The organism is Sphingomonas zeae, from assembly GCF_014197135.1.
Taxonomy (GTDB): Bacteria; Pseudomonadota; Alphaproteobacteria; order Sphingomonadales; family Sphingomonadaceae; genus Sphingomonas; species Sphingomonas zeae.
The window spans coordinates 357923-384067 of sequence record NZ_JACIFA010000001.1 but is presented as its reverse complement, the minus strand read 5'-3'; the positions used below and the strand labels follow the sequence as shown (position 1 = coordinate 384067).

The 26145-nt window shown below is 66.7% G+C and carries 27 protein-coding genes and 1 tRNA gene; 15 read left to right on the top strand and 13 right to left on the bottom strand.

Annotation, left to right across the window (positions count from 1 at the left end):
* Positions 1–132: 132 nt before the first annotated feature.
* Together rpsG and rpsL are read right to left on the bottom strand one after the other, a co-directional pair.
* The gene (rpsG, locus tag GGR45_RS01785) at positions 133–603 is read right to left on the bottom strand and encodes a 30S ribosomal protein S7 (protein ID WP_007406077.1); all 471 of its coding nucleotides are present in this window, start codon (positions 601–603) and stop codon (positions 133–135) included.
* 66 nt (positions 604–669) lie between these two features.
* On the bottom strand, positions 670–1041 hold the full coding sequence (gene rpsL / locus GGR45_RS01780) for a 30S ribosomal protein S12 (protein ID WP_007406072.1): 372 nt from the start codon (positions 1039–1041) through the stop codon (positions 670–672).
* Positions 1042–1346: 305 nt separating this feature from the next.
* Here rpsL and GGR45_RS01775 point away from each other — a divergent pair.
* Positions 1347–1422, top strand: a tRNA-Trp gene (locus GGR45_RS01775).
* 191 nt (positions 1423–1613) lie between these two features.
* Here the strand turns inward: GGR45_RS01775 and GGR45_RS01770 are convergent.
* The 4 genes from GGR45_RS01770 to GGR45_RS01755 all read right to left on the bottom strand — a co-directional run bounded on the left by GGR45_RS01770 (position 1614) and on the right by GGR45_RS01755 (position 4682).
* Positions 1614–1922, bottom strand: a complete 309-nt coding sequence (locus tag GGR45_RS01770; protein ID WP_175313813.1) for a hypothetical protein — start codon at positions 1920–1922, stop codon at positions 1614–1616.
* 115 nt (positions 1923–2037) lie between these two features.
* A complete protein-coding gene (locus tag GGR45_RS01765) occupies positions 2038–2721 on the bottom strand; it encodes a DUF1013 domain-containing protein (protein WP_175313811.1) in 684 nt (227 codons plus the stop codon).
* A 168-nt stretch (positions 2722–2889) separates the two neighbouring features.
* Positions 2890–3591, bottom strand: coding sequence for a hypothetical protein (locus GGR45_RS01760; protein ID WP_175313809.1), 702 nt, complete (start codon positions 3589–3591; stop codon positions 2890–2892).
* 77 nt (positions 3592–3668) lie between these two features.
* Positions 3669–4682 carry an NAD(P)H-quinone oxidoreductase gene (locus GGR45_RS01755; RefSeq protein WP_175314170.1) on the bottom strand — a complete coding sequence of 338 codons (1014 nt, stop codon included), beginning with the start codon at positions 4680–4682 and terminating at the stop codon, positions 3669–3671.
* Positions 4683–4808: 126 nt separating this feature from the next.
* Between GGR45_RS01755 and GGR45_RS01750 the strand changes: the two genes are divergently transcribed.
* The 14 genes from GGR45_RS01750 to GGR45_RS01685 all read left to right on the top strand — a co-directional run bounded on the left by GGR45_RS01750 (position 4809) and on the right by GGR45_RS01685 (position 19205).
* Positions 4809–5003 carry a DUF1192 domain-containing protein gene (locus tag GGR45_RS01750; protein ID WP_175313807.1) on the top strand — a complete coding sequence of 65 codons (195 nt, stop codon included), beginning with the start codon at positions 4809–4811 and terminating at the stop codon, positions 5001–5003.
* A 167-nt stretch (positions 5004–5170) separates the two neighbouring features.
* Complete coding sequence (clpA, locus tag GGR45_RS01745) at positions 5171–7489, top strand: ATP-dependent Clp protease ATP-binding subunit ClpA (protein WP_175313805.1); 2319 nt, start codon at positions 5171–5173, stop codon at positions 7487–7489.
* A 152-nt stretch (positions 7490–7641) separates the two neighbouring features.
* Complete coding sequence (locus tag GGR45_RS01740; protein WP_175313804.1) at positions 7642–9411, top strand: sensor domain-containing diguanylate cyclase; 1770 nt, start codon at positions 7642–7644, stop codon at positions 9409–9411.
* Entirely contained in the window at positions 9408–9587 is a 180-nt protein-coding gene (locus GGR45_RS01735) for a hypothetical protein (RefSeq protein ID WP_080497543.1), read from the top strand. The genes GGR45_RS01740 and GGR45_RS01735 overlap by 4 nt, the downstream gene beginning before the upstream one ends.
* A gap of 47 nt (positions 9588–9634) precedes the next feature.
* Positions 9635–9874 carry an exodeoxyribonuclease VII small subunit gene (locus tag GGR45_RS01730; RefSeq protein ID WP_175313801.1) on the top strand — a complete coding sequence of 80 codons (240 nt, stop codon included), beginning with the start codon at positions 9635–9637 and terminating at the stop codon, positions 9872–9874.
* 2 nt (positions 9875–9876) lie between these two features.
* Positions 9877–10776, top strand: coding sequence for a polyprenyl synthetase family protein (locus GGR45_RS01725; protein WP_175313799.1), 900 nt, complete (start codon positions 9877–9879; stop codon positions 10774–10776).
* Complete coding sequence (gene coaD, locus GGR45_RS01720; RefSeq protein WP_175313797.1) at positions 10773–11276, top strand: pantetheine-phosphate adenylyltransferase; 504 nt, start codon at positions 10773–10775, stop codon at positions 11274–11276. The genes GGR45_RS01725 and coaD overlap by 4 nt, the downstream gene beginning before the upstream one ends.
* A gap of 198 nt (positions 11277–11474) precedes the next feature.
* Entirely contained in the window at positions 11475–12254 is a 780-nt protein-coding gene (locus GGR45_RS01715; RefSeq protein WP_175314169.1) for a peptidylprolyl isomerase, read from the top strand.
* On the top strand, positions 12251–13288 hold the full coding sequence (gene queA, locus GGR45_RS01710; RefSeq protein WP_175313788.1) for a tRNA preQ1(34) S-adenosylmethionine ribosyltransferase-isomerase QueA: 1038 nt from the start codon (positions 12251–12253) through the stop codon (positions 13286–13288). Before GGR45_RS01715 ends, queA begins: the two co-directional genes overlap by 4 nt.
* Positions 13285–13791 carry an EF-hand domain-containing protein gene (locus tag GGR45_RS01705; RefSeq protein WP_175313780.1) on the top strand — a complete coding sequence of 169 codons (507 nt, stop codon included), beginning with the start codon at positions 13285–13287 and terminating at the stop codon, positions 13789–13791. Before queA ends, GGR45_RS01705 begins: the two co-directional genes overlap by 4 nt.
* Complete coding sequence (gene tgt, locus GGR45_RS01700; protein WP_175313778.1) at positions 13788–14918, top strand: tRNA guanosine(34) transglycosylase Tgt; 1131 nt, start codon at positions 13788–13790, stop codon at positions 14916–14918. Before GGR45_RS01705 ends, tgt begins: the two co-directional genes overlap by 4 nt.
* A 9-nt stretch (positions 14919–14927) precedes the next feature.
* Positions 14928–15140, top strand: coding sequence for a hypothetical protein (locus tag GGR45_RS01695; protein WP_175313769.1), 213 nt, complete (start codon positions 14928–14930; stop codon positions 15138–15140).
* Positions 15141–15164: 24 nt separating this feature from the next.
* A complete protein-coding gene (locus tag GGR45_RS01690; RefSeq protein WP_175313767.1) occupies positions 15165–18002 on the top strand; it encodes a M16 family metallopeptidase in 2838 nt (945 codons plus the stop codon).
* Positions 18003–18176: 174 nt separating this feature from the next.
* A complete protein-coding gene (locus GGR45_RS01685; protein WP_175313765.1) occupies positions 18177–19205 on the top strand; it encodes a cell wall hydrolase in 1029 nt (342 codons plus the stop codon).
* Here GGR45_RS01685 and GGR45_RS01680 read toward each other — a convergent pair.
* The 7 genes from GGR45_RS01680 to GGR45_RS01650 form a co-directional block, all read right to left on the bottom strand.
* Positions 19193–19516: a hypothetical protein gene (locus GGR45_RS01680; protein WP_246357989.1), complete on the bottom strand. Its 324-nt coding sequence runs from the start codon at positions 19514–19516 to the stop codon at positions 19193–19195. The genes GGR45_RS01685 and GGR45_RS01680 overlap by 13 nt on opposite strands.
* A gap of 221 nt (positions 19517–19737) precedes the next feature.
* Positions 19738–20136: a glycine zipper 2TM domain-containing protein gene (locus GGR45_RS01675; protein WP_175313759.1), complete on the bottom strand. Its 399-nt coding sequence runs from the start codon at positions 20134–20136 to the stop codon at positions 19738–19740.
* A gap of 198 nt (positions 20137–20334) precedes the next feature.
* Positions 20335–21258 (bottom strand): 3-hydroxyisobutyrate dehydrogenase, encoded by a 924-nt coding sequence (gene mmsB, locus GGR45_RS01670; protein WP_175314165.1) that lies wholly within the window; start codon positions 21256–21258, stop codon positions 20335–20337.
* Positions 21259–21419: 161 nt separating this feature from the next.
* A complete protein-coding gene (locus GGR45_RS01665) occupies positions 21420–22196 on the bottom strand; it encodes an enoyl-CoA hydratase (protein WP_175313752.1) in 777 nt (258 codons plus the stop codon).
* A gap of 12 nt (positions 22197–22208) precedes the next feature.
* Positions 22209–23258 (bottom strand): enoyl-CoA hydratase/isomerase family protein, encoded by a 1050-nt coding sequence (locus tag GGR45_RS01660; protein WP_175313750.1) that lies wholly within the window; start codon positions 23256–23258, stop codon positions 22209–22211.
* 64 nt (positions 23259–23322) lie between these two features.
* The gene (locus GGR45_RS01655) at positions 23323–24465 is read right to left on the bottom strand and encodes an acyl-CoA dehydrogenase family protein (RefSeq protein ID WP_175313748.1); all 1143 of its coding nucleotides are present in this window, start codon (positions 24463–24465) and stop codon (positions 23323–23325) included.
* 130 nt (positions 24466–24595) lie between these two features.
* Complete coding sequence (locus GGR45_RS01650; protein ID WP_175313739.1) at positions 24596–26101, bottom strand: CoA-acylating methylmalonate-semialdehyde dehydrogenase; 1506 nt, start codon at positions 26099–26101, stop codon at positions 24596–24598.
* Positions 26102–26145: the final 44 nt, after the last annotated feature.

The following is a 26145-nucleotide window of genomic DNA, read 5'->3' as shown; positions in this document are numbered from 1 at the left end:
AGCGTAGGGGGGAGCCGGTTGGCCCGGCTCCCCCTCATATAGGCTGTTTGCGTGACCAGCGGAAGACCGCCGGCACCGAGCGTGCAAAAGGTTGCGGCAGGACGGAAATAAATTCCGCCCGCCGCCAGGCCTTTACCAGCGGTAGTGCGAGAAGGCGCGATTCGCTTCCGCCATGCGGTGCGTATCTTCGCGCTTCTTGACCGCGTTGCCGCGGTTGTTCGCGGCGTCCATCAGCTCGCCCGACAGACGCGCGGCCATGGTGTTCTCCGAACGGGCGCGCGACGCGCCGATCAGCCAACGGATGGCCAGCGCCTGGGCACGCTCCGGACGGACTTCGACCGGGACCTGGTAGGTCGCACCGCCGACGCGGCGCGAACGGACTTCGATGCCCGGCTTGATGTTGTTCAGCGCATCGTGGAACACGCCGATCGGATCGCGCTTGGCGCGCGTCTCGACGGTTTCCAGAGCACCATACACGATGGCTTCGGCCACGGACTTCTTACCGTCCAGCATGACCGAATTCATGAACTTCGACAGGACCACATCCCCGAACTTGGGATCCGGCAGGATTTCCCGCTTTTCGGGACGACGACGACGAGCCATTCTCGTATTTCCTTACAAAACTTCAGCCTTGGATGGTCGAGGAGCCTAGTGAAAGGCCCGACCGGCTTACTTCGGACGCTTGGCGCCGTACTTCGAGCGGGACTGCTTGCGATCCTTCACGCCCTGCGTGTCGAGAACGCCGCGCAGCACATGGTAGCGCACGCCGGGAAGGTCGCGCACACGGCCGCCGCGGATGAGCACGACCGAGTGCTCCTGCAGGTTGTGGCCTTCGCCCGGAATGTACGAGATGACTTCGCGGCTGTTGGTCAGACGGACCTTGGCCACCTTGCGAAGCGCCGAGTTCGGCTTCTTCGGGGTCGTCGTGTAGACACGGGTGCAAACGCCGCGCTTCTGCGGGTTCTGCTCCATTGCAGGGACCTTGGACTTGGCCTTCTGCAGTTCGCGGCCCTTGCGGACCAGCTGGTTGATCGTCGGCATTGAAGCCTTCACCTTTCCATGAGGTTACTTTGCTGGAGCCATCACAGCACTTAGGAATACAAAAAGGGGCCATCGCAGCTTTCGCCCGGCCCATATTCGCATCCAGCAATGTTCAAGCTTGCCCGACGGACATGTCCCGATTCCCGAGAAATCCCCTTCGTGCAGCGGCGGCCTATACGCGGGAGTCGCCCCATGGTCAATGTCGGCGCAAGAGGCCGCCGCGCGCGCTTTCCGAGCGATCTGCGAAAATCGCACATTTGGGTCTTGTCCCGCCTCGCGAGCCGGGCTAATGGCGGCCGCCTCGCAGGAGTGTAGCTCAGTTGGTAGAGCATCGGTCTCCAAAACCGAGGGCCCACGGTTCGAGTCCGTGCACTCCTGCCACTTTCATGACATCGTTGGATTGGTGGCGCCGCCTTTGCGGTGAGCGAAGCCGCGTCCTTATCCTCCCCGTGCTGGGGGGTGGCAGGCCGAAGGCCTGACGGAGGGGGGCTTCCGCAAAGGTCGCACCTCGCCGCACGCCCCCCTCCGCCACCGCTTCGCAGCGGTCCCCCTCCCCGTGCCGGGGAGGATTGTCAGTTCACCGGCCGTGGCCCCACGCCCGGCGGAGTCGCGGGGTCCACTTCGTCGATCTCGTCGCCGCGATGGCCACCACCGGCCCCGGCTCCGCTGCCATGCACTTCACCGGTCTTCGGGTCGACCGAGGCCCGCTTGCCATTCTCTTGGGGCAGTGAGGTATCGGCATTACCCCCGCCCGGCGCGGGCGGCGTGGTCGTCACGCTGCCTGATGGTTCGGCGCGTCCCATCGCCCGCTCGTCGTCGCGGTGATAGGCTTGACCGCTATGCCCGTGATCATGGTCGAAGGGCTTTTCCTGCTCGGACATCGGACATCTCCTTTGGCCACGTTTAACGGAACAAGGAAGACGCCGTTCCCCGTCACGCAAAAGGGGCGCCCACCGCCAAGGTGGACGCCCCTTTTCCTCAGACCGTCGCCCGCGATCAGCTGCGGAACAGCGAGTGCGGATCGATCACGTCGTCGCCGTGCCCGTGCCCGATCGAATCGATGTCGCGGCTCGCCTGCTCCCGCTCGGCGCGCAGCGAGGCGAGCAAGGCTTCGCGGTCGCCTTCCAGGCGGGTGTCGGTCGGCTGCGCTTCGGCGTTGCCGCCGGTCGCCTTCGCCGCCTTGGCCACCGCCGAGTCCAGCTCGCGCTGCGTGGTGAGGCCGAGCGTCACCGGATCCTTGGGCGTGATGTTGGCGATGTTCCAGTGGCTGCGGTCGCGGATCGCAGCGATCGTCGTGCGGGTGGTGCCGATCAGGTTCGAGATCGCGCCGTCGGAGATTTCCGGATGGTTGCGGATGATCCAGGCGATGCCGTCCGGCTTGTCCTGGCGCTTGCTCACCGGCGTGTAGCGCGGCCCCTTGGTGCGGCGGACCTGCTCAGGCCCCTTGGTCATCTTCATGCGGTAATCGGGATTGGCCTGCGCCTTCTCGATCTCGCTCTGGTCCAGTTCATGGGCGCGGACGGGATCGCGACCGGTCAGCTTGGTCGCCGCCGTGTCATCGGCGATCGCCTGGACTTCCAGGATGTGGAGGCCGCAGAAATCCGCGATCTGCTCGAACGAGAGCGACGTGTTGTCGACCAGCCAGGAAGCGGTCGCATGGGGCATGAGCGGCTGGGCCACGGGGATCACTCCAGTCGAAAAATAAAAGGGCCGCCCCTCACCGGAGCGGCCGTAGCTGCGACAAATCTAATGAAAGCCGTTCCCGAGAGCAAGGTGCGCTGCCACAAACTGTCGGGACAGAGCCCGATAGACGCTGGCGGGGTCCGCGTCCAGTCGATCCGTTCCCGCTCAGTTGTCGTCGTCGAATCGCCCGAACGGTAAGGATTGCGAGGCAAGCTGGCGGGTCTTGCGAAGGTCGCCGGCGCGCAGCGAGGCCAGGACGCCGACGCAGGCGCGTTGCAGGATTCGGTCGATCGGCGTGACGATCCCGGCGCGCACCGTCGCCTCCGCCAACGCTCGGCCACGCGGATCGCGCGGGTCCAGTTCCAGCCTGAGCAGCGCCGCCAGCCCCGAAAACAGCGCCCGGTCGCCGCCCAACGCGATCGCCTGGTCGAGCGAGGAAAGCCCAAGGCCCCGCTGCGCGCCGAGCGCCGCGCGCCCCATGATCGCCCCCAGCTTCTTGACTGCGCCGATATGCCAGGCCCCCAGCGCCAGCTGCGCCTCCGCGTTGCGCGGATTTTGTGCGACCAGTGCCTCGAACTGATGCCGCGCGGCGATCGCATCGCCGCGGTTGCCGGTCAGCTTGGCGCGATAGCCGAGCGCCGTGGCCCGCATCAGCAGCGCCTCGTGATCGTCAGGCGCCCGGCGCAGGACATTGGCGGCCGCCATATAGGCGCTCGACACGCGGCGCAGCGCGCTCGCCTCGTCGGCATCGGCGAAAGAGGCCTGGGTCAACAGGTCGCGGGCCGATTGGGCATGGGCGGGCGCGACCGCCGTGCCGGTTGCCAGCCCCACGCAAACCAGCCCGATCCGACCACGATCCCGCAACATCGACGTCCCCTCCTGGATTCAGCGCGGGGAAACGGCCGATCCGGTCGTTCGATCCGTTGCAATCTTTTGCAGCGGGATCAAGATTGGCCTTGCGGTCCGCCGGCCACGAGATCGTCCATCGTCAGGACGATCTTGCCGAGATGATCGCCCGCCTCCATCCGGCGATGCGCCTCGGCGGCTTGGGACAGGGGGAAGCTCCGGTCGATGACAGGGCGCAGCCGCCCTTCCTCGACATGCGGCCAGACCACACTCGATAGTTCGTCCGCGACCATCGCCTTGAACGCCCGGTCGCGTCCACGCAGCGTCGAGCCGGTCAGGGTCAGGCGACGGCGCATGATCTCCCAGATCGGGATTTCCGCGTTGGCACCGCGCTGCACCGCGATCGAGACGTGACGGCCATCCTCGGCCAGGCATTTCAGGTTGCGCGGCACATAGTCGCCGCCGACCATGTCGAGCACGATGTCGACGCCCCGCCCGTCGGTGAAATCCTTCACCGCCTCGACGAAATCGGCCGTCTTGTAATTGATCGCCTTGGCCGCGCCCAGTTTTTCAGCGGCGGCGCATTTCTCATCCGAGCCCGCGGTAACGATCACCGTCATCCCGAAGATCCGGCCCAGCGCGATCGTCATGGTGCCGATGCCGCTGGTCCCGCCATGCACCAGCACGGAATCGCCCTCGCTGGCATAGGCGCGCTCGAACACGTTGGTCCAAACGGTAAACAGCGTCTCGGGGATCGCAGCGGCCTGAACCATCGACAGGCCATGGGGCACCGTCAGACAATGGTCGGCGACCGCGACGGCATATTCGGCATAACCCCCGCCGCCGATCAGCGCGCAGACCGGCTGGCCCAGCATCTCCGGCCCCACGCCCTCGCCGATCGCGACGATTTCGCCCGCGATCTCCAGCCCCGGAATGGAGGGGGCGCCCGGCGGTGGTGGATACAGGCCTTGGCGCTGCATCACGTCGGGGCGGTTCACCCCGGCGGCGGCGACGCGGATCAGCACCTCGCCCTCGCCGGCACTGGGAGTCGGGCGCTGGACAGGCACCAGCACCTCGGGACCGCCCGCGGCCTCGGGATCGATGGCCGTCATCATCTTCGGGATATCGCCGATCCCCAACCCCTCGCTAAGCGCGTACACCGGTTGCCATCCCCCCTCTCGACCACTGTCGCCCTGTTATTGACATCGGCGGCGTTGGGGTCAACGCTGCATCCCGTGATGGACCCGGATGATTCCCCCCTCCGCCTGCCGGATGCGCTCGCCGCACTGACCAAGCAGGATCTCGACCCGCTCTCGGTGGCCGAGCTGGAGTCGCGGATCGCGGCGCTGGAGGGCGAGATCACCCGCACCCGACGCCACATGGATCGCGCCGCCACCCACCGCGCCAGCGCCGACGCCCTGTTCAAGCGGTGACGGCGCGGGGCTCGGCCGGGACCAACCCCCTCCGCCGGTTCGCCCGCGCCGCCGAACACGCTTTGTTCAGATCCGGCGTGCCATACCCGCTTGATGCGGGGCCTCCCCATCCCGACATTGGTCGCAACGGAGCGCCCGTCCCCTGCGCTTCGCCAGGAGTATCGTAGATGCCATCTTTCGCCCCCGCGCTTGAGACCACGCTTCACAAGGCGCTCGAAGCCGCGACCGTGCGGCGCCATGAATATGCCACGCTGGAGCACCTCCTCCTCGCGCTGATCGACGACGAACATGCCTCCAAGGTGATGGAAGCGTGCCATGTCGACACGGGCGAGTTGAAGGCGACGGTCGCCCAGTATCTCGACACCGAACTCGACGCGCTGAAGGTCGAGGCGGCGACCGACCCCTCCCCCACCAGCGGGTTCCAGCGCGTGGTCCAGCGCGCGATCCTGCACGTCCAGTCCTCGGGCCGCGACGAAGTGACCGGCGCGAACGTGCTGGTCGCGCTGTTTTCCGAACGCGAATCCTATGCCGTCTATTTCCTGCAACAGCAGGATATGAGCCGCCTGGATGCCGTCAGCTTCATCAGCCACGGCGTCGGCAAGGGTGGTGCCACCACCGAATCGACCCCGCCCAAGGGCGTCGAGGAGGAAAAGCCCGCCAAGCCTACGGAGAAAGGCAAGGCCGAGAGCGCGCTCAAGCAGTTCACCGTCGACCTCAACGAAAAGGCCAAGATCGGCAAGGTCGATCCGCTGATCGGGCGCGGGCCGGAAGTGGACCGCACGGTCCAGATCCTGTGCCGCCGGTCGAAGAACAACCCGCTCTATGTGGGCGACCCCGGCGTCGGCAAGACCGCCATCGCCGAAGGTCTGGCGCGCAAGATCGTCGAGGGCGACGTTCCCGAGGTGCTGCTCAACGCCGTCATCTACTCGCTCGACATGGGCGCGCTGCTGGCGGGCACCCGTTATCGCGGTGATTTCGAGGAGCGACTGAAGGCGGTCGTCAACGAGCTGGAGAAGCTGCCCCATGCGGTGCTCTTCATCGACGAGATTCACACCGTCATCGGCGCGGGCGCGACCAGCGGCGGGGCGATGGATGCGTCGAACCTGCTCAAGCCCGCTTTGTCGGGCGGCACGATCCGCTGCATCGGCTCGACGACGTACAAGGAGTTCCGCAACCACTTCGAAAAGGACCGCGCGCTGCTGCGCCGGTTCCAGAAGATCGATGTGAACGAGCCGACGATCGAGGACACGATCAAGATCCTGGCGGGTCTGCGCTCGGCATTCGAGGATCACCATCAGGTGAAGTACACCCCCGATGCGATCAAGTCGGCGGTCGAGTTGTCGGCGCGCTACATCAACGACCGCAAGCTGCCCGACAAGGCGATCGACGTGATCGACGAGGTCGGCGCGATGCAGATGCTGGTGCCGGTCAGCAAGCGCAAGAAGACGATCACGCCCAAGGAGATCGAGGCGGTGATCGCCACCATGGCGCGCATCCCGCCGAAAAGCGTGTCGACCGACGACCGCCAGCAGCTGGAAACGCTGGAGACCGACCTCAAGCGCGTGGTGTTCGGCCAGAATGCCGCGATCGAGAATCTGTCCTCGGCGATCAAGCTCAGCCGGGCGGGCCTGCGCGATCCCGACAAGCCGATCGGCAACTATCTGTTCACCGGCCCCACCGGCGTCGGCAAGACGGAGGTTGCGCGGCAGCTGGCGACGATCCTGGGCATCCCGCTCCAGCGGTTCGACATGTCCGAATATATGGAGCGTCACTCGGTCAGCCGTCTGATCGGTGCCCCTCCGGGCTATGTCGGCTATGACCAGGGCGGTCTGCTGACCGATGCGGTCGACCAGAACCCGCATTCGGTGCTGCTGCTCGACGAGATCGAGAAGGCGCATCCCGACCTGTTCAACATCCTTCTTCAGGTGATGGACAACGGCAAGCTGACCGATCACCACGGCAAGACGGTCGATTTCCGCAACACGATCATCATCATGACGACCAATGCGGGCGCCGCCGACATGGCACGCGAGACGGTCGGCTTCGGCAACCTCACCCGCGAGGGCGAGGATGAGCAGGCCGTGCAGAAGATGTTCACGCCGGAATTCCGCAATCGCCTGGATGCGATCGTGCCCTTCGGGTATCTGCCGCCGGAGGTCGTGGCGCGGGTGGTGGACAAGTTCATCCTCCAGCTCGAACTTCAGCTGGCGGACCGCAACGTCCATATCAGCCTGGACGAGGCGGCGAAGAGCTGGCTCACCGAGAAGGGCTATGACCGCCTGTATGGTGCACGCCCGATGGGCCGCCTGATCCAGGAGAAGATCAAGCAGCCGCTGGCCGAGGAACTGTTGTTCGGCAAGCTGGTGCATGGCGGCGAGGTGACGGTGAAGATGAAGGACGGCGCGCTGTCCTTCGCGATCGAACCGGCTCCCCCCAAGAAGCCGCGCAAGAAGGGCGGCAAGCCCGCCTCAGTCGACGCGAGCTGATCGGCCACTGGAAAGCTGAATATTGTCGAAAGGGCCGGGTGGCGACACCCGGCCCTTTTTCCATGTTCCATCGGTAAGGCCCGGCGACATGTGCCAGTCATATTACAATGCCATTAACCCGATTTTCGGCCTTTCGCAGACAGATGAGAATCATGAAGGGCATAGGGCCGATCACGATAGCTGCGTTGGTGCTGGCGCTGCTGGCGGCATTCTGGCCGTTGGCGGAGGCGCGCGCCCAAGCCGGTGAGGCCCTGGCCACCTGCATTCGCCCGATCCGATCGGGCGACGATGCCCGCGCCCTGCTGGCCCGACCCCAGGGGTTCGATTGCACCAGCGACCAGTCCTCTTACGGCGTCGGCGATTATTGGGTCCTGTCGCAACCGCTGCCGACGATATCGGGCGACCCTCGCGATCGGCTCGCGGTCAGCTTCGCCAGCACCTGGCAGGATGCGACGGCGCTGCATATCCTCTATGCCGACGGGCGAATTCGCACCGTCGCCTTCACCAGCGCGACGACGGCCCCCTATCTATTGCTCGGTGCGATGATCGCCGTGCCGCTTCCCGGCGAAACGGCGCGACCGGTGCGTATCCTGTGGGAGGCGCATGGCGCGGCCAATATGCGCGGCGTCGTGCGCGGCGCGCGGATCAGCCATCATGCCGACATGCTGGCGGTCGAGTCCTCGCTCGGGCTGATCTATGGCGTCATCATCGGCATAGTCGTCGGCCTGGCGGTGTACAATCTCGCCCTCTGGCCCGCGCTGCGCCAGCCGCTTCAGCCGGTCTATTGCCTACTCCTGTTCTTCATCACCGGCTATGCGCTGTCGTCGTCGGGGTTGATCGGCCAATGGCTACCCTGGCTCGACAATAACGAGCGGCATCGCTGGAACGCGATCATGCTCGGCGGCGTCGCGATGACCCTGGTGATCTTCTCGCGCTATTTCTTCGAGCGGAAGGTGTTCGAGGGCTGGCTGGACCGGATGGCGGCCATCAGCTTCGTTGTCATCGCCATTCCCAACATCGCCTTCGCGCTACTCGCTCCGCGCTGGATCATTGCGCTCGACCAGGCGGTGCTGCTCGGCTTCATGGTGCTGCTGATCTTCCTGATCGCCGTGCTGGTCCGGGCGTGGCGGCGGCGCAGCAATTTCCTCTGGGCCTTTGCGATCGCCTGGGCCGCGCCGATCGGGCTGGCGATGTTCCGGGTGCTCCAGGCGCTGCACCTGATCGAATGGCGGCCCTGGATCGACCAGTCGACGGTGTTGTCCATGGGCGTGGAGGCGCTGATCGCCAGCGTCGGCGTCGCCTATCGAATCTATCTGCTCAGCCGCGAACGCGATCTGGCGCGCGCCGACGAGCGGGTGGCGCGCCGCCTGGCCGATACCGATCCGCTGACCGGTCTGTTCAACCGGCGCGCCTTCTTGGAACAGGCGATCGGGCGCAGCGGGCCGCAGACGCTGATGCTGGCGGACATCGACCATTTCAAGCGGATCAACGATACGCTGGGTCATGACGACGGCGACGAGGTGCTGCGCATCTTTGCCCGCACGCTGGGGGCGGCGGTCGGCCCCGACATGCTGGTCGCCCGGATCGGCGGCGAAGAGTTCGCACTGCTGGCCGATGCCGAACGCGCCCCCGATCCCGAGACGCTGCTGGCCCGGTTACGCACGACCGGCTATCCGTCCGGGCTGACCGTCACCGCCAGCCTGGGCCTGTGCACCGGCCCGATCGCCGACGAATCGGACTGGCGCCGCCTGTACCGAGAGGCGGACGAGGCCCTGTTTGCGGCCAAGCACGCCGGACGCGACCGGGCCTGCTGGGGGCCGCCGATCGTCGCCGCATCACCGGCCGGGCTATTGCCCGCGATCCACCCCCATCGTAAGACGACGGCCAGGGGGGAAGGACTTTGCGTGAACGGCGGATCATGATGGCGGGATTGGGGCTTTCGCTGATCGCGCTGGCCTATCACCATCCGAGGGCCGATATCCGTCTCATCACCCATGACCTGACCGATCATTCGCCGCGCCGGGTTCAGGCGGCGGTCGATGTGGGACTGTTCGGCGTCTCGTTTCTCTACACCTGGACCGTCAACCGGCTGCGCTGAGTGCGAGCATCCTTGCGCGCGTCGAGTCGGTATCGCATAGCGGCGTCATGGATACGCCCATCGAAGAACTGACGTTCGAGGACGCCCTCAAGGAATTGGAGAGGATCGTCGGCCGACTGGAAAGCGGCGAAGCGACGCTCGACGAATCGATCCGCCTCTATGAGCGCGGCGATCGTCTGCGCCAGCGCTGCGCCGAACGGCTCGACGCCGCCCAGGCCCGGATCGAGGCGATCCGCCTCGACGCCGAGGGCAAGGCCGCGGGCACGCGCCCGTTCGAGGCGGGTTGAGGGTGACGCTCGCCGCCACCACCCTGCCCGAGGCTCTGGCCGAAGTCGCGGAGGATATCGACCGCCGCTTTGCCGAGTTGCTCGCCGATCCGGGCGATCCGCGCGCCTCGCTCTATGCTGCGATGCGCCATGCCGCGATCGGCGGCGGCAAGCGGCTGCGCCCGCTGCTGGTCTTCGCCACCGCGCATCTGTTCGCGGTCGACCGCAACTGCGCGGGCTGGGTCGCCACCGCGCTGGAGGCGATCCATGTCTATTCGCTGATCCATGACGATCTGCCCGCGATGGACGACGATGACATGCGGCGCGGCAAGCCGACAGTGCACAAGGCCTTCGACGAGGCCACTGCGATCCTGGCGGGTGACTGCCTCCATGCGCTGGCCTTCGAGATCCTGGCCGATCCGTCGACCCATGCCGATCCCTTCGTCCGTTCCGAACTGATCCTCGACCTCGCGCGTGCGTCCGGCCCCAGCGGCATGGCGGGCGGGCAGCAGATGGACCTGGAGGCCGAGCGCCAGACCTTCGACCTCGCCACCGTCACCCGGCTTCAGCAGATGAAGACCGGCGCGCTGATCTCCGCCGCGGTCGAGGCGGGTGCGATTCTGGGCCGCGTGCCGCCGGAAGGGCGTACCCATCTGCGCGGCTATGCGCATGACCTGGGGCTTGCCTTCCAGATCGCCGACGATCTGCTCGACGTGGAAGGCGACGAGGCGGCGGCGGGCAAGAAGCTGCGCAAGGATCAGGACGCGGGCAAGGCCACCTTCCTCAGCCTGCTGGGTGTCGAACGTGCGCGCGAACAATGCCGAATGCTGGTCGCCCAGGCGATCGAGCATTTGCGCGATTACGGCCCCGAGGCCGATCTGCTGCGCGCCATCGCCGCCTATGTGGTGGAGCGCGACCGATGACCCGGATCGGCGTCTATCCTGGCACCTTCGATCCCGTGACGCTGGGCCATATGGACATCATCCGGCGCGGCGCAAAGCTGGTCGACCGGCTGGTCATCGGTGTCACCACCAATCCGTCCAAATCGCCCATGTTCACGCTGGACGAGCGGATGGAGATGGTCCGGCGCGAGGTCGCCGATGTCGCGGGCGAGATTCACGTCGTCGCCTTCGATTCACTGCTGATGGATTTTGCCGAGCGCGAAGGGGCGAAGGTCATCGTCCGGGGCCTGCGTGCCGTCGCCGACTTCGAATATGAATACCAGATGGCGGGGATGAACCAGCAGATCAATCCGCGGGTCGAAACCGTCTTCCTGATGGCCGATGTCGCGCTGCAACCCATCGCCAGCCGGTTGGTCAAGGAAATCGCGATGTACGGCGGCAATATCGCCAAGTTCGTGACGCCCGCGGTGCGCGAGGATGTCGTCGCCCGCGTCGAGGCGATCGGGCGGAAGGGCCGCTAATATCCCCCCCGGCGCGGGGAGGTGGCAGGGCGGAGCCCTGACGGAGGGGGGCTTCCTCTAAGGGCATCCCTTGTGGAACGCCCCCTCCACCATGCTGCGCATGTGTGCGAGCGAGATGGTGCCCCCAAAGGTTCAGATTGGCGCAAGGGGCGATTTGCTCTACAGCCTCCCCATTCCTTCCCTTGTCGTAGAGATATGATGCGCGTTCTCGCCGCTCTTGCCATGATGATGGCCAGCCTGATCGCCGTTCCGGCACAGGCGCAGAAATCCGAAGCTCCGCCCAAATTCACCTCCCCCGCCAAGGCCGCGCAGGTTCTGGAGGACAATGTCACCGGCCGTCCGACCCCGCCCCCCGTCACCGACAAGGAGAATCTCTGGCTGCTCGACCTGTCGACCGGCGGCCGGGTGACGATCTGGCTGCGTCCCGATGTCGCGCCCAAGATGGTGGAGCGGATCAAGACGCTGACGCGCCGTCACTTCTATGACGGCCTGACCTTCCACCGCGTCATCGACGGGTTCATGGCGCAGGGCGGCGACCCCAAGGGCGACGGCACCGGCGGGTCGGACCTGCCCAACGTGCCTGCCGAGTTCAACTATCTGCCGCATGTGCGCGGATCGGTGGCCGCCGCGCGCGCCGATGATCCCAACAGCGCGAACAGTCAGTTCTACATCGTCTTCCAGCCGCGCTTCGCGCTCGACAAGAAGTACACGGTGTTCGGCCGGGTGATCGACGGCATGCAATATGTCGACGCGATCGAGCGGGGCGAGCCGCCTACGAACCCCAGCCGCATCCTTCATGCCTATGTCGCGGCGGACAATCCCCCGGCCTATGTGCCGCCCGCGCCCAGCGCCGCCCCCGGGTTGGGCGCGCCGGTGACGCTGCCCGGTGCGGCGACCAAGCCCGTCACCATCACGCCCGCACGCCGCCCCGCAACCAGAACGGCGCCGGCCAAGAAGGCGGCCACGGCGACCAAGTGAACGTCGACCTTTTCGATTTCACGCTGCCGCCCGACCAGATCGCGCTTTATCCCGCAGTCCCGCGCGATTCGGCGCGGATGCTGGTCCTGGACGGCGGCGCCACGAGCGACCGGCGGGTGAGCGACCTGCCCGCCTGTCTTCGTGCGGGCGATCTGCTGGTGTTCAACGACACGCGCGTCATCCCCGCCCAGCTGGAAGGCGTGCGGGGCGAGGCGCGGATCGGCGCGACGCTGCACAAGCGCGAGGGTACGCGCCGCTGGCGGGCCTTCATCCGCAACGCCAAGCGGTTGCGCGACGGCGACGTGATCGACTTCGGCGCGGGCGTCACCGCCGCCGCGCGCGACCGTGCCGAGGATGGCAGCTTCGCGCTCGACTTCGCCGGGGACGAGCCGGTCGAGCTGCTGCTGGAGCGGGCGGGCACCATGCCCCTGCCCCCCTATATCGCGCAGAAGCGGGGCGTGAGCGAACAGGACGCCGCCGACTATCAGACGATGTTCGCCAACGAGCCGGGCGCAGTCGCCGCGCCCACGGCGGCGCTGCACTTCACGCCCGGCCTGCTGGACTCGCTCGCGGCGGCGGGGATCGAGCACGCGACGCTGACGCTGCATGTCGGCGCGGGCACCTTCCTGCCGGTCAAGGCCGAGGATACGCAGGATCACAAGATGCATGCCGAATGGGGCCGCATCGACGCCGCCACTGCCGACCGGCTGAATGCCGTGAAGGAACGCGGCGGCCGGGTGATCGCGGTCGGCACCACCTCGCTCCGCCTGATCGAGAGCGCGGCGGGAGAAGACGGCGTGATCCGCCCCTTCGAGGGCGACACCGCGATCTTCATCACGCCGGGCTATCGCTTTCGCGGGATCGACGGGCTGATGACCAACTTCCACCTGCCGCGCTCGACCCTGTTCATGCTGGTGTCGGCGCTGATGGGGCTGGAGCGGATGCAGGCGGCCTATGCCCATGCGATCGCGGGCGGCTATCGCTTTTACTCTTATGGCGACGCCTCGCTGCTGCTGCCGGAACGTGCCGCATGATCCTGCTCGCGCTGCTCCTGATGCAGGCGACGCCGCCTGCCGATCAGGGTGCGGACAATACGGTCGTCGTCACTGCCCGCCCCAAGCCCTTTGCCCAGACGCCCGCGACCATGGTGGTCGAGCCGGTAGCGATGATGATCGCCACGCTCGACAGCGACGGCGACGGCAAGACGACTCGCGCCGAAATGGAGGCGGGCGTGAAGCGCAGCTATGACGCGATCGATACGGCGCATCAGGGGTCGATCGGCTATCTCCAGTTCGCCGACTGGGCCGAGCGTTGGCTGGGCGACCGCAACGCGCTGCCCAGTCCGTTCGATGTCGACAAGGACGGCGACAACCGCATCACCCTGGCCGAATTGCAGGCGCATTTCTCGCGCCTGTTCTCGCGCTTCGATCGCGACCATGACGGCGCGATCAGCCGGCCCGAGGCGCTGACCATCCGTACCATTCCCGCCGATGCCAATGGGCCGACCGGCCCGCTTCGGCCAAGAGACAGAAAATGACCGCCCGCTTCTCCTTCGCCATCCATGCCACCGATGGCCGCGCCCGCACCGGCACCATCACCATGAAGCGGGGCGAAATCCGCACCCCCGCCTTCATGCCCGTCGGCACCGCCGCCACCGTCAAGGCGATGAAACCCGGCGATGTGCGCGCGAGCGGCGCGGATATCATCCTGGGCAACACCTATCACCTGATGCTGCGACCGGGCGCAGAGCGGGTCGACCGGCTGGGCGGGTTGCACGGCTTCATGGGCTGGGACCGGCCGATCCTGACCGATTCGGGCGGTTATCAGGTCATGAGCCTGGCCGAGCTGACCAAGCGGTCGGAGGATGGCGTCGCCTTCAAAAGCCATCTTGACGGCACCCGCCATCTGCTCAGCCCCGAACGCTCGATCGAAATTCAGCGGCTGCTGGGCAGCAACATCGTCATGGCATTCGACGAGCTGGTCCCGACCACCTCGACGCGCGAGGTGCAGGCCGCCGCGATGGAACGCTCGATGCGCTGGGCCAGGCGCAGCCGCGATGCCTTCAACGCGGGCGGCCAACACGCCGAGGACAATGCCATTTTCGGTATCCAGCAGGGTGCATTGGACGAGGGTTTCCGCAAATCCTCCGCCGACGCCCTGATCGATATCGGCTTTGACGGCTATGCGATCGGCGGCCTGGCGGTCGGCGAGGGGCAGGAAGCGATGTTCGGTTGCCTCGACTTCGCGCCGGGTCAGCTTCCTGCCAGCAAACCGCGCTACCTGATGGGCGTGGGCAAGCCGACCGATATCGTGGGCGCGGTCGAGCGCGGCGTCGACATGTTCGACTGCGTCCTGCCGACCCGTTCGGGGCGGACGGGGCAGGCCTTTACGCGGCAAGGGCCGATCAACATCCGCAACGCGCGCTTCGCCGAGGATCAGGGGCCGCTCGACCCCGCCTGTGGCTGCCCGGTCTGCGCGACCTGGAGCCGCGCCTATCTCCATCATCTGGTCCGCGCCGGCGAAATCCTGGGCGCGATGCTGATGACCGAGCATAACATCTGGTTCTACCAACAGATGATGGCCGATCTGCGCGCGGCAATCGGCGAAGGGCGGCTTACGGCCTTTGCGGACGACTTCCGGGCGCGCTACGCTGGTGGCCAGTAGGAGAGTAACATGACCGATCATACCGAAGACGCCCCCAACGAAATCCTCGCCGCGGCCAAGGAAGCCAAGGACCACGCCATCGCCGCCGCCGAAGCGACGGCCGATTCGGTGAAGGAAAAAACGCGCAACTGGCCGATGGGGAAGATCGGTCTGGGCGTCGGGATCGGTTCGGCGGCCATCGCGGCGGCCGTGCTCTACGGCGCGCGCAACAAGTCCAAGTAACGTCACTCGATAAAGAGGGTTTTCATGCGCCTTTTCCGTGCCGCGCTACTGCTCGGCGTTGCCGCCCTTCCCACGCTGGCCGGGGCGCAATCTGCGCAGCCAGCGCGCACGGAGAGCGTAAAGCCCATCGATTTCACGACGCGCACCCTGCCTAACGGCCTGCGTGTCTATGCCATTCGCGACACCGCGACGCCCAACGTCTCGGTCCAGGTCTGGTATGATGTCGGGTCGAAGGACGATCCCAAGGGTCGCTCGGGCTTTGCACACATGTTCGAGCATCTCATGTTCAAGGCGACGCGCAACCTCGTCCCCGAACAGATGGATCGCCTGACCGAGGATGTCGGCGGCTACAACAACGCCTCGACTGCCGACGATTACACCAATTATTTCGAGGTGGTGCCTGCCAACCACCTGCAACGCCTGTTGTTCGCCGAGGCGGATCGCATGGCCGCGCTGGTCGTCGAGCCCAAGAGCTTCGCCAGCGAACGCGACGTGGTGAAGGAGGAGCTGCGCCAGCGCACCCTCGCCCAGCCCTATGGCAAGCTGTTCTCCATCTATTATCCCAAGCTCGCCTATTCGGTGCACCCCTATGCGCGGCCGGGCATCGGTAGCCTGGAGGAACTGGAGTCGGCGGGCATCGACGATGTTCGCGCGTTCCACGCCACCTATTACCGGCCGGACAATGCGGTGCTGGTGGTGTCGGGCAATTTCGATCCCGCGCAGCTGAACCGCTGGGTCGACGAGTATTTCGCGAAGATCAAGCGCCCTGCGACCACGATCCCGCGCGTCACCGTTCAGGAACCGGCGCGGACGGCGCCTGTGTCGCGCACCGTCTATGAGCCCAACACGCCGCTTCCCGCCGTGCTCATCAGCTACCACGTGCCCCCCGAACGCAGCGCCGATACCCCTGCGCTGATGGTGCTGAACGCGATCCTCTCGGCGGGCGAAAGCTCGCGGCTGTACGAGGATCTGGTGTACCGCGACCAGCTGGCCCAGTCGGCCTCGACCTTCCTCGACACCAAGCAGTCGACCGGCAACCTCGTGCTGTACGCGATGATGGCGAGCGGCAAGCCGGTGGCCGAGGGCGAGGCGGCGCTGAAGAAGGAAGTCGCCCGCCTGCGCGACACGCCGGTCTCCGCCGCCGAACTGACCGAGGCAAAGAACGAGTTGCTGACCTCCGCGCTCAAGCAGCGTGAGACGGCGGAGGGCAAGGCCAGCCTGATCGCCAACAGCGTCATCGTCGATGGCGACCCCACCGCCGCCGACCGCCAGATCGCCGCCGTGCAGAAGGTCACCGCCGCCGACATCCAGCGGGTCGCGCGCCAGTATCTGAGCGACCGGCAGAGTGCGACCATCCGCTATCTGCCCGACAGCGAACGGCCCGCCAACGTCCGCGAAATGCCGATCGAGATCGCGCCCACGGTGCAGACGGCGGCACTCACCCCGCCCGCCAATATCGAGGTGGTGACGCCTGCGCCCGAGAGCCAGCGCATCCAGCCGCCCGCCCCCGGCACCGCCATCGCCCCCTCCTTGCCCCAGCCGGTCGCGACGACGCTGCCCAACGGCCTGCGTGTCGTGACGGTCGAGCGGCATGACCTGCCCCTCGTCACCGCCTCGCTGGTCGCGCTGGGCGGTGCGGCGACCGATCCGGCGGGCAAGGCCGGGGCGAGCAGCCTGTCGGCCGAACTGATGACCAAGGGCACAACGACCCGCTCGGCGACCGACATCGCGCGGGCGGTCGAGAGTCTGGGCGGGTCGATTGCGGCGGGTGCGTCGGATGACGGCGCGACCATCGACCTGACCGTGCCCTCTGCCCAGCTCGGCACCGCGATGACCATCCTGGCCGATGTCGCGACCAACCCGGCGTTCAAGCAGGACGAGATCGACCGCGCCCGCACCCAGTCGATCGACAGCCTGAACGTCGCGATGCAGAACCCGGCGCAGCTTTCGGCGATGATCGCCGACCGCGTCGTCTATGGCGCGCGCGCCTATGGCCAGCCGCTCTCGGGCACGCCCGCGTCGCTGAAGGGCCTGACCCGCGCCGACCTGACCGCCGCCTATGCGCGCAGCTGGAAGCCGGGCCAGGCGACACTGCTGCTGGTTGGCGATGTCACACCCGACCAGGCCCGTCAGGTCGCCGAGCGCTACCTGGGCAACTGGCGTGTCGCCGGAGCCCCGGCCGCCACGGCCAAGGCAGCCGAATCCCCCTTCCCCGCGCCGCGCGTGATCATTGTCGACATGCCCGATGCCGGACAGGCGGGCGTGGTCGTCGCGCGCTCGGGCATCCGGCGCGCGGACGACCGCTATTATCCGCTGGCGGTGGCCAACACCGTGCTCGGCGGAGGCTTTTCGTCGCGGCTGAACCAGGAAATCCGCATCAAGCGCGGGTTGGCCTATGGAGCGGGCAGCTCGGTGGCGACCGGGCGCGATATCGGGCTGATTTCCGCGCGCACCCAGACCAAGAACCCTTCGGCCGCCGAGGTCGTCGGGCTGATCGATGCCGAGATGCGCAAGCTGGGCACCGCCCCCGTGCCGCAAGAGGAATTGGCGACCCGGCAGGCGGTGCTCGTCGGCGGTTTCGGCCGTACCATCGAGACGACCGATGGCATCGCCGACATCCTGGCCAACTATACGCTGCAAGGCGTGCCGCTGGACGAGCTGAGCCGCTATATCCCGCGCGTCCAGGCGGTGGACTCGGCGGCGGTAGAGTCGGTGTCGGCCGCGCTGCTCGACCCGAAGGCCGCGAGCATCATCGTGGTCGGCGATTCCAAGCAGTTCCTGCCCGCGCTGAAGGCCGCCCATCCGAATGTCGAGGTCATTCCGGCCACCTCGGTCAACCTCGACTCACCCAAACTGCGCTGACCGCCCATTCCTCCCCAAGCCATGCTTGGGGAGGGGGACCATCCGAAGGATGGTGGAGGGGCAGAGCCCAGCGCTACACAAAATCCTTAACCCTCTTGGGTATAGCCGTAATCCGATAACGGCAGGGCGAGAGGACTCCCCACATTGCGGGTGGCGAAGCGGACAGTAAGGCGGATGATACAGGTCTGGCTGGCGCTGCTCGGCCTGATGCTGACGTTCGGACTGGTGCTGGCCGCGCAAGGGGCCTGGCGGGCCAAGCGGCCGGTGGCGGCGATAGCCGCGCCACAAGCGCGCCCTGCGGTGACAGCCTCCGCCCCCGCCGCCGACGCGCTTCCCGCCATCGATGGCAGCACCGGCACCGTCGCCCTCCCTGCCCTGCCGATCCCGCCGGGAGCCAGCGTCGCCGATCGCGGCGTGGTGGCGGCTCGGCCCTTTGCCTGGGGGCGTGCGACCGCGATCGATCGCGCCCGCGCGATGCAGTGCCTGACCGCCGCCATCTATTACGAAGCGGGTGGCGAAAGCATCGACGGCCAGCGCGCGGTGGCGCAGGTCGTGCTAAATCGCGCGCGCCATCCGGCCTTTCCCGCGACCGTGTGCGGCGTCGTCTATCAGGGGGTCGAGCGTGCGCATTGCCAGTTCAGCTTCGCCTGTGACGGCGCCCTGTCGCGCGCGCCCGCCATCACGGGCTGGTCGCGCGCGGCGCAGGTCGCCGCGGCGGCGCTGTCCGGCGGAGTCTATGCCCCGGTCGGGCTGGCGACGCATTATCACACATTCGCCGTCGCCCCCGCCTGGAACCGGGCGATGGTCATGACCGACATGGTCGGCGCACACCTGTTCCACCGCTGGAAAGGCTATTGGGGGACCGCCGCCGCGATGAACCGCGCTTATGCGGGCGGAGAGGTCTTGCCCGTGCTGGCCCTCGCTCCGGCACCGGACATTGCGAGCAGCGACGTTCTCCCGCCCGCCCCGGCGAGCCTGCCCGCGGCACCTTTCGCTGGTGCCACGCCCGCACCCGCGCGTCCGGCCCCGGCGCGGGAAGCGCCGACCCCCGCTCCGCCACGCGAAACGGGGATCAGCGACCGGCTGGCCAATTCGGGCCAGATACTCGACAAATGGAAGGATAGCGGCAGCCCCATCGAGCGGCCCGGCACGCCACGCCCGAATGTTCCGGGCGCGGCGGCCGTCACCGATCAGCGGCGATAGTTGCGATCGTGCTTTTCGAAGCGGACCTGACGGGTCAACATGGCATAGCGACGGTCCAGGTCATTGCGCTCCGAGACGCTCAAGCCACCACCCGACCGGCGATAGCGATATTCAAGCTGGCTCAGACCGCGCAGTTCGGACTGAAGGCGATTGGCCTCGCGCCGGTTCAGCGCGCCCGAGCGGATGCCCTGGTCGATCCGCTGCTGCAACTGCCCCTGGCGCTGCGCGATCGGAGTCCAGCGCTGCGCCTCGGCAACCGTCGGAACGGCAATAGTGGCGAAACCCAAGCCTGCAAGGATCATGGCCTTCATGATGACACTCCCTTAATAAAGCGGGCAAATACTGGCCCTATCCACAATATGGGTGGCGGCAATCGCAAAGTCATCCCAATCACTTGGCTATTGTGTCGCCAATTGTCGCAGAAAATGACACGCCGTTCATGTGACGTTTATTTCAGCCGGACATGACAAGGCCGACCCTGCCTTTGCGAGGGAAGGATCGGCCCGTTTTTTTCAAAGCTTAAAGGTCGGAATCAACGGCAGCGGACATTGTCCCGCTCGATCGCCCGCCCGGCAAGCGCACCGCCCGCCGCACCGAGCAGCGTACCCAGCGTCTGCGATCCACCCGATGTGATCGCCGCGCCCAGCGCACCGCCTGCGATACCGCCGACGATCAGACCCGTCGTGCCGTCGTTGCGGCGGCAGTAATAGCGGCCGTCCTGTCCGACATAGACGCGGTCGTTCCGGCTCAGACGGCGTTCGCGATAGCGCGCATTGTCGACATAATAGCGGTCGGCATAATAGCCGCCATAAGCCGGATCGGGCCGGTTATAGTCATAGGCATAGCGCGGGCCGCCATAACCACCGCCATAAGTCGAACAACCGGAAACCAGCGTCGCGGCCGCCACCAGGCCGAGTGTCAATGCACGCATCACATCCTCCCTCATGGGTAATGCGGGGGAATCGCTTTGCGACGGCAAAGGTTGCGATATGTTAAGGGGGAGAGCCGAAATGGCTCCGTCCTAGGGCGTTCGACGGAATTGCCCGGCGCCTCTGTGCAACCCAAGACGAAAGGGATTCCCTTGGCCTTCGCCTTGGCCCCCGGCTGAATCGCATTTGGGGCTCGGGGCTTACCGCAGGGTGCGGATGATGCCCGAAAAGTCCACCGGCGGCTGCCCCTCACCCACGAACGCCGTGTAAAGCTCTGCCGCCCGCTCGCCCATCGGCGTGGTCGCGCCAGCCTCCTGCGCCGCCTGCATCGCCAGTTTCAGGTCCTTCAGCATCAGCGCCGCCGCAAAGCCGCCCTGATAATCGTGATCGGCGGGTGTCTCCGGCCCGACGCCGGGGACGGGGCAATATTTGGTCATCGACCAGCTCTGCCCCGACGAGACCGAGGCGATGTCGTAAAAGGTCTGCGCTTCCAGCCCCAGCTTCTCGGCCAATACGAATGCCTCGCAGGTTGCGATCATCGTCGCACCCAAGAGCATGTTGTTGCAGATCTTGGCCGCCTGGCCTGCGCCATGGCCACCGGCATGGATCACCGCCTGGCCCATCGCCGACAGGAAGGGCTCGGCGCGTGCGAATGCCTCCTGGGGGCCGCCGACCATGAAGGTCAGCGTACCCGCCTTGGCCGCCGCGATCCCACCGGAGACGGGCGCATCGACCGCCATCATGCCCTTGCCCTGTGCGGCTTCGGCGACGCGTCGCGCGGTGGCGACGTCGATGGTCGAGCAGTCGATCAGGATTGCCGACGGCGGCGCGGCGGCGAATACCGCGTCGGCATAGACGCGCTCGACATGGTTTCCGGCGGGCAGCATGGTCACGACCGCCTCGACACCGTCCATCGCCGCGATGGCGCTGTCGACGGGCAGGCACCCGGCCGCTTTCGCCGCCGCCAGCGCGTCCGCCGACAGGTCGAAGGCGCGGACGTCATGCCCCGCCTTCGCCAGATTGGCGGCCATGCCGCCGCCCATATTGCCCAGGCCGATAAAGGCGATCCGCGCCATGATGCTCTCTCCAATCGTGTTCTTTTTCTTCTTCCCCCCCTCCCGCAGGCGGGAGGGGCCGCGGGAGGGAAAGGCCACGGGCAATGGTCTCTGTGAGACTCCCTGCCCTCCCCCATCCCAGTTTCAGGTAAACGATGCCCCGCATCGTTTAGATCATGCCGGGGGCATGATCGACCTGAAACTCGCCTGCGGGAGGGGCGTGGGACTCATCAGCCGTTGGTCCAGTTGGGGCTGCGCTTTTCCACGAACGCTGCCATGCCCTCCTTCTGATCGGCCGAGCCGAACAGGCCGTGGAACAGCCGCCGCTCGAACTGCACGCCCTGCGCCAGGCCCATGTCGAAGGCGGCGTTGACCATCTCCTTGTTCGCACGGACCGCGAGCGGGGCCATTCCCGCGATGGTCGCGGCGGTCTTCAGCGCCTCTTCGACCAGATCGGCGGCGGGGACGATGCGGGCGACGAGGCCGGCGCGCTCGGCTTCCTCGGCGTCCATCATCCGGCCGGTCAGGCACATCTCCATCGCCTTGGCCTTGCCGACCGCATGAGCCAGGCGCTGCGACCCGCCCATGCCCGGCGTCACGCCCAGCTTGATCTCCGGCTGGCCGAACTTGGCGGTGTCGGCGGCGAGGATGAAGTCGCACATCATCGCCAGCTCGCACCCGCCGCCCAGCGCATAGCCCGCGACCGCCGCGATGATCGGCTTGCGGGTGCGGGTGAAGTCGTCCCAGCCGGTAAAATGATTGCCGCCATACATGGCGGCGAAGTCCATCTCCTGCATCTCCTTGATGTCCGCGCCCGCCGCGAACGCCTTGGGCGACCCGGTGATGACGGCGCAGCGCTGTTCGGGATCGGCGTCATAGGCGCGCATCACGTCCAGCAGCTCGGACAGCAGCTCGGCATTGAGCGCGTTCAAGGCCTGGGGCCGGTTAAGCGTCACCAGGGTCACTGCCTCACGGCGCTCGACGATCAGGGTGTTGTATTCGGTCATGCGGCGTCCTCTTCAGCGGTCATCGGGAGTCCAGGCCTGCCCCTCGGGAAGGGCTGCGAAGATATGGTCGATCATCGTGTCGGTCACGCCCTCGGGCGTGGCAGGGTCCCAGCGCGGCGCATTGTCCTTGTCGACGATCAGCGCGCGGACGCCCTCGACGAAATCCGGGCGCTGTACGACATGGGCAGCGACGCCATATTCGCGGCGCATTTCGTCGGCGAAGTCCGTGGTCAGCCTGCCCTCACGCAGCAGACGTAGCGACACTTTGCAGGCTTGCGGCGATTTGGTGCGAAGGACGCCGAGTTGCTGCGTCGCCCATTCGCCGCCGTCCGCCTCCAGCGCCTCGATGATCTCCTCCAGCGTATCGGTGGCGAACAGCCGGTCGATCTCGGCGGCGTGCGCCATGATCTTCGCTTGCGGAGCAAGGACAGACAGCCGATCGAGCGTCGCGGCGATTTCCTGTGGCGCGGACACAATCGCAGCCTTGGCCTCGTCGAGCGAGGCAGCGGACAGGTAGTGGGTGGCCAGCCCCAACGCATAGGCCTCTGCCCCGTCGAGCCGGTGCCCGGTCAGCGCCAGATACTCGCCCATCCGCCCGGGCAGGCGCGACAGATACCAGCCGCCGCCGACATCGGGGAACAGGCCGATCCCCGTCTCCGGCATAGCCAGCCGGGTATTCTCGGTCGCGATGCGGAAGCGCGCAGGTGCCGAGATGCCGACGCCGCCGCCCATGGTGATGCCGTCCATGAACGCGACGATCGGCTTGGCATAGGTGAACAGCCGGTGGTTCATCCGATATTCGCTGTGGAAGAAGCCCCGCGCCGCCTCGCCGTCGCCAGCCCCGCTTTCGGCAAGCAGGCGAATGTCGCCGCCCGCGCAGAAACCGCGTCCCTCGGCATGGTCGATGATGACCGCCTCGATCGACAGATCGCCGCGCCAGTCCTCCAAGGCGGCCAACACGCCCTCGCACATGTCGCGGGTCAGCGCGTGGATCGCCTTGGGCCGGTTGAGCCGCAGTCGCCCGACCGGGCCTTCGCGGGTGACGATCAGGTCTTGGGTCATGCCTATACCTTACTCTCTTCTTCCACCCCGGCGAAGGCCGGGGTGGTTGCGTTTGGAGGGAACGTCAGTCCTTCAGCAAGTCACGCCCAACGATCATCCGCATCACCTGGTTGGTCCCCTCCAGGATCGAATGGACGCGCAGGTCGCGCCAGAAACGCTCGATCGGATAGTCCATCAGATAGCCGTACCCGCCATGCAGCTGCAGCGCCCGGTCGACCACCGACGATCCGGTATCGGTCGCCAGTCGCTTGGCCATCGCGGCGAAGCGGGTCTTGTCGGGTGCATTGCCCGTCACCTTGGCGGCGGCGAGATAGAGCAGCGCACGCGCCGCCTCCAGCTCGGTCGCCATGTCGGCCAGGGTAAACTGGGTGTTCTGGAATTCGGCGATCGCCTTGCCGAACTGGCGGCGGTCCTTCACGTAAGCGACGGACTCGTCGAGACAGCGCTGCGCGCCGCCCAGCGAGCAGGCGCCGATGTTCAGCCGCCCGCCGTCCAGCCCCATCATCGCGATGCGAAAACCCTCGCCTTCCGCGCCCAGCCGGTTGGCGACGGGCACGCGGACGTTATCAAACATCACCTGCCGCGTCGGCTGCGAATGCCAGCCTAGTTTGCGCTCGTTCGCGCCGAACGAGACGCCGGGGGTGTCCTTGTCGATCACCAGGCAGGAAATGCCCTTCGGCCCCTCCTCACCGGTACGGACCATGGTGACATAGACCTCGTTCTCGCCACCGCCCGAGATGAACTGCTTGGAGCCCGAAACGACATAATGATCGCCGTCGCGCACCGCCCGCGTCTTGAGCGCGGCCGCGTCGGACCCCGAGCCCGGCTCGGTCAGGCAATAGCTGGCCATGCGCTCCATGGTGACGAGATCGGGCAGGTAACGCCCCTTCACATCCGCATCGCCGAACCGGTCGATCATCCATGACGCCATATTGTGGATCGAAATGAAGGCGGAGGTCGAGGGACAGCCATAGGCCATCGCCTCCATGATGAGCGCCGCCTCCAGCCGTCCGAGCGCGATGCCGCCCGATTCCTCGGACACGTAGATGGCCGCGAAGCCCAGCTCGGCGGCCGCCTTGATGGTTTCGCGCGGGAAGATGTGCTTCTCGTCCCACTCCGCCGCGAAGGGCGTGATGCGATCGGCGGTGAAGCGGCGCGCCAGCTCCTGAATCTCGCGCTGTTCGTCGGTGAGGTCGAATTGGGTCATCGAAATCTCTCGCTTCTTTAAGCCCCTCCCGCAGGCGGGAGGGGTTTGGGGAGGGCAGGGAGTCTCACCGAGACCGTCGCCTGTGGCGTGCCCTCCCCCATCCCCTCCCGTAAACGGGAGGGGCGTGCTGTTAGGCCATCGTGGGGATGACGAACGCGTTGCCGCCATCGGGCGAGCCATCGGGCCAGCGCTGGGTCACCGTCTTCACCTTGGTCCAGAAGCGGACGCCCTCCATGCCGTGCTGGTTCACGTCGCCGAACGCCGAGCGCTTCCAACCGCCGAAGCTGTGATAGGCGACCGGCACCGGGATCGGCACGTTGATGCCCACCATGCCCACCTCGACCCTTGCCGCGAATTCCCGCGCGGCGTGGCCGTTGCGGGTGAAGATCGCGACGCCGTTGCCATATTGGTGCTCGCTGGGCAGCCGCACCGCCGTCTCGAAATCGGGGGCGCGGACGATCTGCAGGACGGGACCGAAGATTTCTTCCTTGTAGCTCTGCATCGCGGGCGTCACCCGGTCGAACAGCGACGGGCCGATGAAGAAGCCTTCCTCATAGCCCTGCAGCTTGAAGCCGCGCCCGTCCACGACCAGTTCGGCGCCTTCGTCCACGCCGGTCTGGATCCAGTCCTCGACACGGCGTTTGTGCGCCGCGTTCACGACCGGGCCATAATGCGCCTGCGCATCGGTCGAAACGCCGACCCGCAGCGCGTCGATCGCGGGGATCAGCTTTTCGCGCAGCGCGTCCGCCGTCTTGTCGCCGACCGGCACCACCACGGGCAGCGCCATGCAGCGCTCACCCGCCGAGCCGAAGGCCGCGCCCGACAAGTCGGCGACCACCTGGTCCAGATCGGCGTCGGGCATCACGATGCCGTGGTTCTTCGCGCCGCCCATCGCCTGGACGCGCTTGCCCGCCTCGACACCGCGCCGATAGACGTAATGCGCGATGTCGGACGAGCCGACGAAGCTGACCGCGCTGATCGCGGGATGGTCGAGGATCGCGTCGACCATCGCCTTGTCGCCGTGCACGACCTGCAAAATGCCCTCGGGCGCGCCCGCTTCGCGCATCAGCTCGGCGAGGCGGACGGGGACCGAGGGGTCACGCTCGGAGGGTTTCAGGATGAAGGCGTTGCCGCAGGCGATGGCGACACCGAACATCCACATCGGGATCATCGCGGGGAAGTTGAACGGCGTGATTCCCGCGCCGATGCCCAGTGGCATGCGCATCGAATAGACGTCGATGCCCGGCCCGGCGCCTTGGGTATATTCGCCCTTCAGCGCGTGGGGGATGCCGCAGGCGAACTCGATCACCTCCAGCCCGCGCTGGATGTCGCCTTTTGCGTCGGCAATCACCTTGCCGTGCTCGGAGGAGAGCAGATGCGCCAACGCATCCATATTCTGCTCGACCAGTTCCTTGAACCGGAACATCACGCGCGCCCGGCGCTGCGGGTTGGTCGCGGCCCAGCCTGGTTGCGCGGCACTCGCGGCGGCAACGGCGCGTTCGAGCAGCGCGGCGTCGCCCAGCATCACGCGGGCCTGAACCTGACCGCTATTGGGGTCGAACACGTCACCCTGGCGGGTTCCGGCGGCGTTGGTTGCGGTCTGTCCGCCAGCAACCAAATGGTCGATCACGCGCATAAACTCTCCTGTTTCGGGTCTGATGCCCGACTCTCGCCCTTGTA